General features: G+C 72.0%; 13 protein-coding genes. 9 read left to right on the top strand and 4 right to left on the bottom strand.

What is annotated here, in order from left to right:
• The first annotated feature begins 11 nt into the window (after positions 1-11).
• Complete coding sequence (locus ACLJQM_RS26935; protein WP_360784508.1) at positions 12-1,364, top strand: MFS transporter; 1,353 nt, start codon at positions 12-14, stop codon at positions 1,362-1,364.
• Between the two features lie 51 nt (positions 1,365-1,415).
• On the opposite strand, the gene ACLJQM_RS26930 is transcribed toward ACLJQM_RS26935, so the two are convergent.
• Positions 1,416-1,613 (bottom strand): hypothetical protein, encoded by a 198-nt coding sequence (locus tag ACLJQM_RS26930; RefSeq protein WP_410633209.1) that lies wholly within the window; start codon positions 1,611-1,613, stop codon positions 1,416-1,418.
• Positions 1,610-2,896: a DUF1932 domain-containing protein gene (locus tag ACLJQM_RS26925; protein ID WP_410633208.1), complete on the bottom strand. Its 1,287-nt coding sequence runs from the start codon at positions 2,894-2,896 to the stop codon at positions 1,610-1,612. Before ACLJQM_RS26925 ends, ACLJQM_RS26930 begins: the two co-directional genes overlap by 4 nt.
• A 78-nt stretch (positions 2,897-2,974) precedes the next feature.
• Between ACLJQM_RS26925 and ACLJQM_RS26920 the strand changes: the two genes are divergently transcribed.
• The 6 genes from ACLJQM_RS26920 to ACLJQM_RS26895 all read left to right on the top strand — a co-directional run bounded on the left by ACLJQM_RS26920 (position 2,975) and on the right by ACLJQM_RS26895 (position 9,675).
• Positions 2,975-3,649 (top strand): GntR family transcriptional regulator, encoded by a 675-nt coding sequence (locus ACLJQM_RS26920; protein ID WP_247024331.1) that lies wholly within the window; start codon positions 2,975-2,977, stop codon positions 3,647-3,649.
• 283 nt (positions 3,650-3,932) lie between these two features.
• Positions 3,933-4,637: a 4-carboxy-4-hydroxy-2-oxoadipate aldolase/oxaloacetate decarboxylase gene (locus ACLJQM_RS26915; RefSeq protein WP_410633207.1), complete on the top strand. Its 705-nt coding sequence runs from the start codon at positions 3,933-3,935 to the stop codon at positions 4,635-4,637.
• Positions 4,634-5,677 (top strand): 4-oxalomesaconate tautomerase, encoded by a 1,044-nt coding sequence (locus ACLJQM_RS26910; RefSeq protein ID WP_360784496.1) that lies wholly within the window; start codon positions 4,634-4,636, stop codon positions 5,675-5,677. Before ACLJQM_RS26915 ends, ACLJQM_RS26910 begins: the two co-directional genes overlap by 4 nt.
• Positions 5,678-5,687: 10 nt before the next feature.
• Positions 5,688-6,644: a catechol 2,3-dioxygenase gene (locus tag ACLJQM_RS26905; RefSeq protein ID WP_410633206.1), complete on the top strand. Its 957-nt coding sequence runs from the start codon at positions 5,688-5,690 to the stop codon at positions 6,642-6,644.
• A 66-nt stretch (positions 6,645-6,710) separates the two neighbouring features.
• Positions 6,711-7,928: an MFS transporter gene (locus ACLJQM_RS26900; protein ID WP_247024327.1), complete on the top strand. Its 1,218-nt coding sequence runs from the start codon at positions 6,711-6,713 to the stop codon at positions 7,926-7,928.
• A gap of 469 nt (positions 7,929-8,397) precedes the next feature.
• On the top strand, positions 8,398-9,675 hold the full coding sequence (locus ACLJQM_RS26895) for a diguanylate cyclase (RefSeq protein ID WP_410633205.1): 1,278 nt from the start codon (positions 8,398-8,400) through the stop codon (positions 9,673-9,675).
• Between the two features lie 237 nt (positions 9,676-9,912).
• Here ACLJQM_RS26895 and ACLJQM_RS26890 read toward each other — a convergent pair whose 3' ends face one another.
• Positions 9,913-10,905 carry a LacI family DNA-binding transcriptional regulator gene (locus tag ACLJQM_RS26890; RefSeq protein ID WP_410633204.1) on the bottom strand — a complete coding sequence of 331 codons (993 nt, stop codon included), beginning with the start codon at positions 10,903-10,905 and terminating at the stop codon, positions 9,913-9,915.
• 79 nt (positions 10,906-10,984) lie between these two features.
• Here ACLJQM_RS26890 and ACLJQM_RS26885 point away from each other — a divergent pair, with 79 nt between their 5' ends.
• The gene (locus ACLJQM_RS26885) at positions 10,985-11,833 is read left to right on the top strand and encodes a phytanoyl-CoA dioxygenase family protein (protein WP_410633203.1); all 849 of its coding nucleotides are present in this window, start codon (positions 10,985-10,987) and stop codon (positions 11,831-11,833) included.
• 41 nt (positions 11,834-11,874) lie between these two features.
• Complete coding sequence (locus tag ACLJQM_RS26880) at positions 11,875-12,015, top strand: hypothetical protein (protein WP_247024323.1); 141 nt, start codon at positions 11,875-11,877, stop codon at positions 12,013-12,015.
• A 43-nt stretch (positions 12,016-12,058) separates the two neighbouring features.
• Here ACLJQM_RS26880 and ACLJQM_RS26875 read toward each other — a convergent pair whose 3' ends face one another.
• Entirely contained in the window at positions 12,059-12,184 is a 126-nt protein-coding gene (locus ACLJQM_RS26875; protein WP_264086312.1) for a hypothetical protein, read from the bottom strand.
• Between the last annotated feature and the right edge of the window lie 160 nt (positions 12,185-12,344).

Raw genomic sequence — 12,344 nt, 5'->3', positions numbered from 1 at the left:
AAGGGCATGCAATGCAGCACGCCAACGCGCTCAACCGGCTGAACCGCCTGCCGATCTCGCGCTTCCACAAGCTCACCCTGATCGCCGTCTCGTTCGCGTACTTCTTCGAGTTCGCGGACATCAACAGCTTCGCCACGACCGCGCCCAAGCTCATCAAGCTCTGGGGTGTGACGGTCAACCAGGTCGCCTACGTGACCTCGCTGTCGTTCGTGGGGATGTTCTTCGGCTCGATCGTCGCGAGCACGCTCGCCGACCGCTGGGGCCGGAAGAACGCTCTCATGTGGACGACCGTCTGGTTCGGGATTTTCTCTTTTGCCGCAGTTTTTTCCTGGGACATCGTGTCGCTGGGCGTGTTCCGCGTCCTCACTTCGGCCGGCCTCTCGGCGATGACCGTCGTCGCGGTCATCTACGTCAACGAGCTCTACCCGGCGGCCAACCGCGGCAAGTACCAGGCGTACGCGATCGTGATCGGCATCTGCGGCACGCCGGTGACCAACCTGATCGCGAGCGTCGTCGTGCCGCTCGGGAACTGGGAGTGGCGGCTGGTCTACCTGTGGGGCGCGCTCGGCGTCCTGCTCGTGCTGTTCACCCGGCAGCTGAAGGAATCGCCGCGCTGGTACGAAAGCCGGGGCGAGCACGCGAAGGCCGACGCGGTGCTGCGCGAGATCGAGACGCTCGTCGCGGCCGAGAAGGGCCCGCTGCCGGAGCCGGCGCCGCCGATCGAGGAAGCCCCGGTGGCCAAGGCGCCGCTGCGGTTGCTGCTGCGCAAGAAGTACCTGCTGCCGACGCTGCTGCTCACGGTCCTGTGGGTCACGCAGACGATCGGGTTCTTCGGGTATTCGAGCTGGGCGCCGACGTTGCTGGCCAAGGAAGGCTTCAGCGTCGAGAAGTCGGTGTTTTACGTGGCGCTGACGACGATCGGCGCGCCGCTGGGGTCGTACCTGGCGGCTCTCGTCACCGACCGCTTCGAGCGCAAGTGGTGCCTGGTCGCGTTCGGCGGGATCATCGCGCTGTGCGGCCTGTTCTACGGGCTGACGTTCAACCCGGTCCTGATCGTGGTCTTCGGCTTCCTGGTCAACATGTTCGAGCGCGGCTACACGGCACTCGGGTACGCGTATTCGCCGGAGCTGTTCGATACCCGCGGCCGGTCGCTGGGCACAGGCGTGTCGTACGGCCTCGGTCGCCTGTCCAACGCGGCCGGCCCGCTGATCGTGGCGTCGCTGTACAACGGCAGCGGCTACCAGAGCGTGTTCTTCTTCATCGCGGGAACGTGGCTGGTCGGCGCGGTGGTGCTGGCGCTGTTCGGGCCGCGGACACGCCAGGCCCGGCTCAAGTCGACCGCCGCCGAACCCGCCGGCGTCTGACAGGCTGGGGCGACCTTCCACCGTGCGGTCCGGCGGGAGCGTCAGCGCAGGTCAGGCGGCCTGCGGGACCGTCGGTACCAGCGCCGTCCGCCGGACCAGCGCGACCATCGCCGTGTTCAGCAGGCCCGCCACCGCGAAGACCAGGAAGTCCGAAGTGGACAGTCCACTCGTGACCAGGACGCCGCCGAGCCAGGGACCGAACGCCGCACCGAGGCGGCGGTCGGCAGCGAAGGCGTCCGAACCTGTCAACAATCCTGTGAACCAGCTATGAACCGAAGCTGGTCCCGAGCCGCGGCGGCAACGTCGGCCCGGACATCGAGTTCCCCGAGCATCTCGGCAGCGGCGGCCATCTCGGCTGTGCGACGGACGGCGTGCCGGTAGGAGCCGGTGACGAGCCGATCCACGGTGCCGGCTCCGGCGGCGGTCAGTTCCCCGACGATGACGTCACGCAGCCAGTCCTCACAGCCGGCGGCCCGCGCGGCCTGAAGCGCTTCGACCACGGCGGCGGACATGCCTTTGAAGAAGACGCTGCGGAGCAGCTTCCGCTCGGCGGCGACCCCGGCCTCCCCGGGGAGCACGTCGACCGCGGCCCCGAACCCGTTCAAGGCGGCGGCGACGGCTTCGGCGGCATTTCCACTGGTCAGCATGGGAACGCTCAAGCCTCGGCCGGGGACCGGAGCCATGATCGCAACGTCGGCGAAGGGGACGCCATGCTCGGCGGCGAGGGCGGCCAGCCGGCGTTTGGTACCGGGGGAGGCGGTGTTCAGATCGGCCCAGACCGCGCCGGGCCTAAGTCCGGCGAGCCCGGCACGCAGGGCGTCGAGCGCTGCGGACGCGCTGTTGACGCTCAGGACGAGATCGGCCCCATCGGCAGCTTCAGCTTCCGACCCGGTGAGGATGACGCCCGCAATGGCGGCGCCGGCGCCCGCCTCGCCGGCAGCGGCGCCCAGTCGGCTGGTGGTGATGCCTGCCGGGGCAGCACTGGCACCTGCTCCGCTGGCAGTTGCACCTGTCGTGTCGGTAGTGGCGCTGGGCCTGCTGGGGGTGATGTCCGGCGGAGCGGTGGTGGCACCCACTCCACCGGCAGTGGCACCTGCCGGGGCCGTGGTGGCGCCCGGCTTGCTGGTGGTGCTCGCCGGGGCGGTACTGGCCTCCGCTCCGCTGGCGGTGGCACCTGTCGTGTCGGTGGTGGCGCCGGGCCTGCTGGTCCGCGGAGCGGTAGCGGCAGCCACTCCACTGACGGTGGCTCCTGGTTCGCTAGCGCCGGTAAGTGCGGCGGCACCCGGCCTACTGGCGGTGGCGACCGCTGGGTCGGTGACAGACCCTGTCGCGTCGGCGATGGCACCCGGGACGGCGGCCGTGGTGCCCAGCTCGGGGGCGGCCGTGTCGCTCGACCCGCTGGTGGCGGTGCCTGCCGAGGCGACAGTGACCGCCGGGTCGTATGCGCGCACCACCGCTCCGGCGGCCGCCAGGTCGCGGGCCAGATGGCCGCCCGCTTCACCCAATCCGAGTACCGCGATGGTTCCGGGCATAGCAGAATCCTCCTCGCCAGCTACGATCGAGTACACGATGTGCTCGACAAAATTGTCAACAAAATCGGAGTCGAGGGTATGACCGAGAGTGCTGCGGACCGGCAGCCGGGGGAGCGTTCGGTGGTGGCGGCCATTCGGGACGCCATCGTCCGCGGCGAGTTCGTGCCCAACCAGCGGCTGGTCGAGGCCGACCTGTCCGCACAGTTCGCCGCGAGCCGCGCGACCGTGCGGGCCGCGTTGATCGAGCTCACCAACGAGGGGCTCGTCGAACGCGTGCAGAACCGCGGGGCCCGGGTGCGGGCGGTTTCGCTCGAAGAGGCTGTCGAGATCTCCGAGGTCCGGATGATGCTGGAATCGCTGTGCGCGGCGAAGGCGGCCGAGCGCGTTTCCGATGCCGAGGTCGGGGAGCTGCGCGAACTCGGCGAGCTCATGCACCAGGCCGTCGCAAGCGGGGATGTCGTCGGGTACTCCGGCCTCAACCAGCGCCTGCACCGGCGGGTCCGCGAGATCAGCGGGCAGCGGACCGCGGCGCAGGTGCTCGAACGGCTGCGCGGGCAGAGCGTCCGGCACCAGTTCCGGCTGGCGATGCGACCGGGGCGGCCGCAGGTTTCGTTGCCGGAGCACCTCGCGATCATCGACGCCATCTGCGCGCACCATCCCGAGCGGGCCGCCGAAGCCGCGCGGGTGCACTTGGGCAGCGTGATCGAAGCGCTCAAGGCGGCCGATGCCGAGGTGTCCCTGCTGCACCCCTGACCCGGGGCTGCCGATCGAGGTGCTCGACCGGGCCGCTGGCCGAGGCAGCCGCCGGGGTGCTGATCGAGTCCGCCGGTCGAAGCTTCGGCCTGAGCCGCTGGCGGCGGCTCCTGGCCGAGGTCGCTGGCCAAGGCCAACAACCGAGCCCCTGACCGGGCTATCGACTGAGCCGTGGACCGGATACCTCCGCCGAAGTCGCGACCGAGGCCCTGCACAAAACCCCCACACAGACCGTCGCCAAAATTGTTGACAATCTTGGCGACCGAAACGTACGGTGGCAAGCATGAAGCCCGTCATCGTCACCGACCCGCCGCGCGCCGACCTCGAACAAGTGACGCGCCTGGCTGACTACGGTGTCGCCACCGTGCACGAGGCCCTCGGCCGCTCCGGGCTTCTCGGGCCCGGGCTGCGGCCCATCCAAGACGGCGTGCGCGTCGGCGGTACCGCCGTCACCGCGCTCTGCTGGCCCGGGGACAACCTCATGATCCACGCGGCCGTCGAGCAGTGCCGTGAAGGCGACGTCCTCGTCGTCACCACCACTTCACCTTGCGGCGACGGGCTCTTCGGCGAACTCTTCGCGACCGCGCTGCGCCACCGCGGGGTGCGCGGCCTGGTCACCACCACCGGCGTCCGTGACGTCGCCGACCTGCGCGCCCTCGGCTTCCCCGTGTGGTCGGCCGCCATCAGTGCGCAGGGGACCGTCAAGGCCACCGCCGGTGCGGTCAACGTCCCCGTCGCCATCGGCGGTCAGCTCATCCGCCCCGGGGACGCCATCCTGGCCGACGACGACGGCGTCATGCGCGTCCGTCGCGAGGATGTCCAAACCGGACTCGACACCGCGAAAGCAAGGCTGGAAAAGGAAGCCGCCGCCCGCGAGGCCTTCGCGACCGGTCAGCTCGGCCTGGATCGCTATGGCCTGCGCGAAAAGCTCGACGCCCTCGGCGTCCGGTACCTGACCGCCGAGGAGTACGAAAAGGAGCAGGCATGACCGGCGTGCGCTGCATGCTCATGCGCGGCGGGACGTCGAAAGGCGCCTACTTCCTCGCCGGCGACCTGCCCGCCGACCCCGCCGCCCGCGACGACCTGCTGCTGCGGATCATGGGCACCCCCGACCCGCGCCAGATCGACGGGCTCGGCGGCGCCCAGCCGGTCACCAGCAAGGTCGCGATCGTCTCCGCCGCCGACGATCCCGGGCACGACATCGACTACTTGTTCCTGCAGCTCGGCGTCGAAGAAGCGACCGTCTCCGACCGGCAGACCTGCGGCAACCTCCTGGCCGGGGTCGGGCAGTTCGCCGTCGAGCGGGGTCTGGTACCCGCCGGCGACGAACGCACCACCGTGCGCGTGCGGCTGGTCAACACCGGCACCATTGCCGTCTCGACGTTCGCCACTCCCGGCGGTGCGGTCGACTACCGCGGTGACACGGCCATTTCCGGCGTCCCCGGCACCGCCGCCCCGGTCGAGCTGGACTTCACCGAAACCGAAGGGTCCGTCTGCGGCAGCCTGCTGCCGACCGGCAACGTCCGCGACGACGTCGGTGGCATCGCGGTGTCCTGTGTGGACAACGGGATGCCGGTCGTCGTCGCACGCGCCGAAGACTTCGGCATCACCGGGTACGAGCCGGTCGAGGAGCTCGCCGGCGCCGAACTCGCCGGGCGGATCGACGCCCTGCGCGTCGAAGCCGGGAAGCTGATGGGCCTCGGCGACGTCCGCGGCAGCTCGGTCCCGAAGACGACGCTGGTCGCCGCGCCCCGCGACGGTGGCGCCGTCTGCACCCGGACGTTCATCCCGGTCAAGCCGCACCCGTCGATCGGCGTGCTCGGTGGCGTCAGCGTCGTCACGGCGTTGCTGCTCGACGGCGCCGTCGGCCACGAGCTGCTCGAAACCGGCGATGGACCGGTCGAGATCGAGCACCCGAGCGGCAAGCTCGCCGTGGCGATCGAGTTCGACGGGTCCCGCGTCCGCCGCTCGACGGTCATCCGGACCGCGCGGAAGTTGTTCGACGGCACCGTTTTCCCGCGTTCCTGAGGAGCCGGCCATGCCCGACCCCTCGCTGCGCCACGAAATCGCGCACCTCGGCCACGTCGAGCTGCGCACGCCGGAGCCGGAAAAGAGCCTCGACTTCTTCGTCCGCGTGCTGGGCCTGACCGAGAACGGCGCCGACGGCGACTCGGTCTACCTGCGCACCTGGGACGACTACGAGCACCACAGCCTGAAGCTCACCGCGGCGAAGACGTCCGGGGTCGGCCGGACGGCGTTGCGCGCGTCGAGCGAAGAAGCCCTCAAGCGCCGCGTGGTCGCGCTGGAGGAACGCGGACTCGGCGTCGGCTGGGTCGACGGCGACACCGGGATCGGCCCGACGTACCTGTTCCGCGACCCGGACGGCCACGAACTCGAGCTGTACTGGGAAACCGAGCGCTACGCCCCGCCGGAACACCTGCGCCCCGCGTTGAAGAACCAGGCGCAGGCGTACCCCGGGCGCGGGGTCGGGGTCCGCCGCCTCGACCACGTCAACTACCTGGCGAAGGAAGCGGAAGCCAACGGGCGCTTCGTCTGCGACGCGCTCGGCGGCCGGGTCACCGAACAGATCCAGCTGGACAGCGGCGTGATTTCCGGGCAGTGGACGCACTTCGCGCAGAAGTCCTACGACATCGTCTACACCACCGACTGGACGGGCTCGCGCGGGCGCCTGCACCACATCGCCTTCGCGACCGACACCCGCGAAGACATCCTGCGCGCGGCGGACATCGCGCTCGACAGCGGCGTGCACATCGAAACCGGGCCGCACAAGCACGCGATCCAGCAGACGTTCTTCCTCTACGTCCACGAACCGGGCGGCAACCGGATCGAGCTGTGCAACCCGACCGGACGGCTGATCTTCGCGCCGGACTGGGAACCGGTCACCTGGACCGAAGCCGAGCGGGCCAAGGGGCAGGCGTGGGGACTGAAGACGATCGAGTCGTTCCACACACACGGAACTCCGCCGGTGGCGTAGAGACGGCTCCAGGCACTACGCTGAGCGTTTCAGGCGGCGCTCTCCGTGACAGCCTGGGGGTGGGGGATGGCCGGAACGTGGTCGGCGTTCGCAGTGCGCGGGTTCCGGGTGGTGTGGCTCGCGGGCCTGCTTTCGGTGGCCGGGGACCAGCTCGCGCGCGTCGCGCTGTCGATCCTCGTGTACCAGCGCACCGGATCGGCGGCGTTGAGCGCGGCGACGTACGCGCTTTCGATGCTGCCCGCGCTCGTCTCGGGTGCGCTGCTTTCGTGGCTGGCCGACCGGTTTCCCCGGCGCCAGGTCATGGTGGTGTGCGACGTCGTGCGGGCGCTGCTCGTGGCCGTGATGGCCGTGCCTTCGACACCGCTGCCGTTGATGGCCGGGTTGCTGGTGCTCGTCCAACTGGCCGAAGCGCCGTTTTCCGCGGCGCAGGGCGCGGTGCTGCCGGAGCTGCTGGGGGCGCGGTACGAAGCGGGCCAGGCGGTGCAGCAGGTGACCACGCAACTCTGTCTGGTGCTGGGGTTCGCGGTGGCCGCGTTCGTGGTCGCCGGGGTCGGCGCGCACACCGCGCTGGCGATCGACGCCGCCACCTTCGCCGTTTCCGCGCTGCTGATCCGCGCGGGGCTGGGCGTCCACCCGCCGCCGGGTGGCCGGGTCCGGAGCGGGACGTCGTGGTGGCGGCAGGTCGCCGCGGGCGCGCTCGCCGTCCGCCGCGACCGGACGCTCGCGACGCTGGTGTGGCTGGGCTGGCTGGCGTTGTTCACCGTCGTCCCCGAAGGGCTCGCGGTGCCGTTCGCCAGGGAAGTCGGCGCGGGCGGCGGTTGGATCGGCGTGCTCCTCGCCGCGGAACCTGCGGGCGCGGTCGCCGGTGCGCTGCTGTTGCGGCTGGTCGCGCGCCGGGTGCGGGTGCGCGCGCTGGGCGTGCTCGCGGTCGGGACGTCGGCGCCGCTCGTGGCCTACTGGGCCCAGCCCGCGCTGAGCACGGCGCTGGCGCTGCTGTTCCTGTCCGGGATCTGCTCGGCGTACCAGGTCACCGCGGGCGCGACGTTCGTCCAGCTGTCCCCGCCGCCGCTGCGGGGACGGGCCCTCGGTTTCGCGCGGACGGGGATGATCGCCGGGCAGGGGCTCGGGATCGTGCTCGGCGGCGTGCTCGCGCAGCTGGCCGGGGCGGCGACGGCGATCGCCGTGGCGGGCACCGCGGGAGCGCTGGTCGCGCTCGCCGCGGCCGCCGCGTGGTCACGCCGGCGGCCGGACGCGGTCTCGGCCGCGCTGCCGGCCGAAGCCTGACTCGGGTTCACCAGCCTTTGTCGCTCATCGGGCGCTCCTCGTCGGTGCTCCGGGTTGCGGGGTCGGACCTGGGGTTTCACCAGCCCTTGTCGCGCATTGCGTGCTCCTCGTCGGTGGTGGCGGGCAGGGGGAGTGGTGGTGGGGTTCACCAGCCTTTGTCGCTCATCGCTTGCTCCTTTCCGGTGGTCGGGGACGGGCGTGCGGTCGTGGGGGTTCACCAGCCCTTGTCGCTCATCACGCGCTCCTCTTCTCGGTCGCCGGGGGAATGGGGGTCGCGGTGCGGGTTCACCAGCCCTTGTCGCTCATCGGCTCGCCTTTCCGTGCGGTTCGTCCGGTCTCGGATACCCGGAATGCTCCCAGGGGCCCGGTCGGGTCGCGCCGTGGGGAAACGGCTGACACCCGACCGCAACGCGACTACCCTGGGCGAGCAGGTGTTCACCGGGGCGGAGCAGGGCGGGGAGGCGCTGCGATGAGCGGAGGCACGAGCGATCCAGGGGGCTGGGCACCACCGCGGTGGAAGCTGTGGTCGTTGCCCGGGCGGGTGCGCTTCTTCGTGCTGGCGGTCGATGTGGCGGCGCTCGTCGTCCTCGTGCTGTCGGCGCGGGCGGGGCCGACACCCCAGCACTGGGCGACGGCGGGCTGGCTCGCCGCGGCCGCGCTGCCGCACCTGCACGCTTCGCACCTGATCGAGCAACGGCGTCGCGACCGCTCCGGCTCGCCGTACGTCGACCTCTGCAGCGTCTGGATCTTCGCCGGCGTGCTGGCCTTGCCGCTGGTGCTCGAGCTGGCGCTGGTCGCGGTGATCTACGGCCACCGCTGGCTGCTGGTCAACCGCTTCGACCCGGTCCGCCCGCCGCACCGCACGGTGTTCACCGCCGCCACGCTCGCCCTCGCGGCGGCCGCCGCGGCCGGGGTGCTGCGGGCGACCGGCGCCCACGAGCACCTGGCCCACCTCGGCGACGGCGCCCGGCCCGGCTGGGGCGACCTCGCCGCCGTGGTCGGCGCGGGTGCCGTGCAGTGGACGGTCAACACGGCGCTCGTCGGCGCGGTCATCGCCTGGACGGTCACCGTCGACCACCCCCGCCGGCTCCTGGGCAGCGCTTCCGACAACCTTCTCGAGGTCAGCCAGCTGGCGCTCGGCGTGTTCGTCGCGCTCGCCCTGCTGTGGTGGCCGCCCGCGGCGCTGCTGATGATCATCCCGACGTTCGCGCTGCACCAGTGCGTCCAGCTCGACCAGCTCAAGCTCGCCGCGCGCACCGACCAGCGCACCGGGCTGCTCAACGCGATCGCGTGGCACCAGCAGGCCGAACGCGCGCTCGAGCGCGCCCGCGCCACCGGCGGCCGGACCGGGGTGCTGATGATCGACCTCGACTGGTTCAAGCGCATCAACGACACCCACGGCCACCCGGTCGGCGACGACGTCCTCGCCGAGGTGGCGACTGTGCTCGCGAAGACCGTCCGGCGCGGGGACACCGTCGGACGTTACGGCGGGGAGGAGTTCGCCGTGCTGCTGCCCGACGTCGACGAAGCCGAGGTGCGCGCCGTCGCCGAGCGGATCCGCGTGCGGATCCGGGCGCTGCGCATCACCGCGCCGACGGGGGAGCCGGTCGCGCTGTCGGCGACCATCGGCGCGGCCCTGCACCCGGCGGAGCTCGAAGCGGGCCTGGACGGCATCATCCGCGCGGCCGACGACGCCCTGTACGAGGGCAAGAAAGCGGGCCGGGACCGGGTGGCGCTCGCGCTCTGAGGCAGGCCGGTGCGGTGGACGGCCAGGCGGTGCGGGGCTCGCGCTCCGGTCTGGTGCGGTGCTCGGCCAGGCGGTGCCGTGCTCGGCCAGGCGGTGCCGTGCTCGCGGTGCTCGACCAAGGCGGTGCGGCGCTCGCGGTCCAGGTCGGGCTGGTGGCGGCCACGCTCGGCGCGACCGGGAGGTGCGGGGGCTTGCGTCCTGGGTCGGCGCCGCGCACGCCCAGGCGATCCTCGCGCCTTAGCTCGGACTGGTGCCGCGCACGATCAGCCGGTGCGGGGCGACGATCGAGCGTGGTTCCGTCGTCGGCTGCGTCAGCCGGTCCAGGGCGAGTTCCGCGATGCGGTCCTTGTCCGGTGACACCGTCGTGAGCGCCGGGACGCTGTAGCGGCCGTCCTCGATGTCGTCGAAGCCCACCAGCGCCAGCTCGTCCGGTACCGCGATCCCGCGGTCGGCCGCCGCACGCAGCGCGCCCAGGGCCAGCTCGTCGGTGAAGCAGAAGACCGCGTCCGGTGGTTCGGGCAGCTCCAGCAGGTCCAGCATCGCCGCGTGGCCGTCGGCGCGGTGCAGGCGCCGGACCGGGATCTCCAGCTCGGGGACGGCCGGCAGGCCCGCCGCCGCCAGTGCCTCGCGGTAGCCGGTGAGGCGCTGGCGGGCCGTCGCGTTCAGGGAGCGCGGCTGGATGCCCAGTGCCGCGACGCGGCGGCGGCCCGCGCTCAGCAGGTGGCCGGTGGCTTCGCGTGCCGCCGCGACGTTGTCGATCGCGACGTGGTCGACGCCCGCCGTGCCGTCGTGCTCGCCGAGCAGCACCAGCGGGACCGGGTCGGTGCGCGCGGTCAGCTCCGCGGGCGCCACCGCCCACGGGCTGAACAGGACGCCGTCGACCAGCTGGCTGCGCTGCCCGTGCAGCAGCTGCTTCTCGCGCTCGGCGTCGCCGTCGGTCTGGTCGATGAGCACCGTCAGGCCCCGGGCTTCGGCGATGCGCACCGTCCGCGCGGCGAGCTCGGCGAAGTACGGCGAGTCGATCTCGGGGATCACCAGCGCGATCAGCCCGGTCCGGCCGCGCCGCAGCGTCCGGGCGGCCAGGTTGGGCCGGTAGCCGAGCGCGTCGATGCTCGCCTGCACCCGCTCGCGGGTCGCCGGGGCCACGTAGCGGAACCCGTTGACCACGTTGGACACCGTCCGCACGGACACGCCGGCGTGTTCGGCCACGTCGCGCAGTTTCGGGTTCACCCGCGCAGCGTACCTCTTGCAACGTGGCATGCCACGTTGCAAACTGAGGTGCCACGCCGTCGTGCCCGAGGAGGCCAGGATGACCGCGCACCAGACCACCGCCGCCCCGCTGTCCGAGACCGAGCTCGCGGAGCTGACCGAGCGCCTGCGGAGGGACGGCATCATCGGCCTGCCGCAGGCCTTTTCCCGCGACTGGGTCGCCCGCCTCGGCGAGGACATCGACACGGCGTTCGCCGAGGCCCGCGCCCGGCCGGACGGTGCCGTCGGCCGCGGGCCGAACCGCTTCTACGTCGAGATCCACCCGGAGCAGCTGCGCGGGTTCGCCGAGCTGGCGGGCCACCCCTGGATCACCGCCGTCGCCGAAGCGGTGCTGGGGCCGGACTACCGGATCGTCGAGGTCGGGTTCGACGTCCCGCTGGCCGGCGCGGTCGACCAGCCGTGGCACCGGGACTTCCCGATGCCGCGGGAAACCGCGCACGAGCGCAGGCTGACGTCGCTGGCGGTCAACGTGACCGCGGTCGACACCGAGGCGGACATGGGACCGTTCGAAATCGCGCCCGGCACGCACTGGGACGACGGCGCCGCCTTCGAGCACGGCATGTTCCCGCCGCGCGAGGCCTACCCGCGTTACCGGGAGCTCGCGGCGCGCAAGTTCCCGCGGATGGGGGACATCTCGATCCGCTCGGCGCTGACCGTCCACCGCGGCACGGCCAACCACTCGGCCAAGTCCCGCCCGGTGCTGGTGCTCGGGCTCGACGCGCCGGGCGCGGGCAACGACGCCCGCCACGACACCGCCGTGACGCCGGGGTTCCGGGCGTCGCTGCCGGAATCCGTGCGCGCGCACCTGCACTGCCCGGTCGTCGACGAGCTGCGGCCGATCACCCAGAAGCACACGATCGAAGGGCTGGTCATGGGGGACGCGGGGTAGCGCCGATGTTTGCCGCGCCGGGACGGGGGCATCAGTGGGCCATGGCTGATGCGGGAATCACCGAAATGACGGGCCGCGCCGGGGTCATCGCGGGGTTGCGACGCGTGCTGCTGGCGTTCGGCGTCGGCGGCGCGCTGGCGTGCCTCGCCTGGATGGCGTTGTGGCTGGCCATGCACCTGTGACGAGTTCGGCGCCGGCCGGGTCGTCCCGGCCGGCGCCGCGGGCTCACTGGCAGGCTTCGCAGTCCGGGTCGTCGATCCGGCAGGCGGCGCCGTCGGTGAGCTCGAAGTCGAAGTCGTCCAGCGCGGGCACGGCCGGCGCGGTGACTTCTTCCGGGGTGGTGGTGGACATGGCGCTCCCTCGGGGTCGAACGGGTTCTCTTGGGGTGTAGCGCCGAAGATCGACGGGCATTCCGTGACCCGTGCCACAGTCGACATATCGCCCGTCCTGGGCTTGGAGCGTGGTCTTCATTCGTGACGCGGCCGACCGCCGGATCCGGTGGCTGATGCGG

It is taken from the genome of Amycolatopsis sp. cmx-4-83, assembly GCF_046548815.1.
In the GTDB taxonomy this organism is placed as follows: domain Bacteria; phylum Actinomycetota; class Actinomycetes; order Mycobacteriales; family Pseudonocardiaceae; genus Amycolatopsis; species Amycolatopsis pretoriensis_A.
Note: the sequence above shows the minus strand (reverse complement) of the source record. Positions and strands in the feature narration are given on the sequence as shown.

What these genes read in the sequence shown, in the direction of transcription:
- ACLJQM_RS26900 (WP_247024327.1), top strand. Translation starts at nt 6,711, where the DNA reads ATGGCCGGAACGTGGTCGGCGTTCGCAGTGCGCGGGTTCCGGGTGGTG.
- ACLJQM_RS26935 (WP_360784508.1), top strand. Translation starts at nt 12, where the DNA reads ATGCAGCACGCCAACGCGCTCAACCGGCTGAACCGCCTGCCGATCTCG.
- ACLJQM_RS26895 (WP_410633205.1), top strand. Translation starts at nt 8,398, where the DNA reads ATGAGCGGAGGCACGAGCGATCCAGGGGGCTGGGCACCACCGCGGTGG.
- ACLJQM_RS26885 (WP_410633203.1), top strand. Translation starts at nt 10,985, where the DNA reads ATGACCGCGCACCAGACCACCGCCGCCCCGCTGTCCGAGACCGAGCTC.
- ACLJQM_RS26915 (WP_410633207.1), top strand. Translation starts at nt 3,933, where the DNA reads ATGAAGCCCGTCATCGTCACCGACCCGCCGCGCGCCGACCTCGAACAA.
- ACLJQM_RS26920 (WP_247024331.1), top strand. Translation starts at nt 2,975, where the DNA reads ATGACCGAGAGTGCTGCGGACCGGCAGCCGGGGGAGCGTTCGGTGGTG.
- ACLJQM_RS26925 (WP_410633208.1), bottom strand. Translation starts at nt 2,896, where the DNA reads ATGCCCGGAACCATCGCGGTACTCGGATTGGGTGAAGCGGGCGGCCAT.
- ACLJQM_RS26910 (WP_360784496.1), top strand. Translation starts at nt 4,634, where the DNA reads ATGACCGGCGTGCGCTGCATGCTCATGCGCGGCGGGACGTCGAAAGGC.
- ACLJQM_RS26875 (WP_264086312.1), bottom strand. Translation starts at nt 12,184, where the DNA reads ATGTCCACCACCACCCCGGAAGAAGTCACCGCGCCGGCCGTGCCCGCG.
- ACLJQM_RS26880 (WP_247024323.1), top strand. Translation starts at nt 11,875, where the DNA reads ATGGCTGATGCGGGAATCACCGAAATGACGGGCCGCGCCGGGGTCATC.
- ACLJQM_RS26905 (WP_410633206.1), top strand. Translation starts at nt 5,688, where the DNA reads ATGCCCGACCCCTCGCTGCGCCACGAAATCGCGCACCTCGGCCACGTC.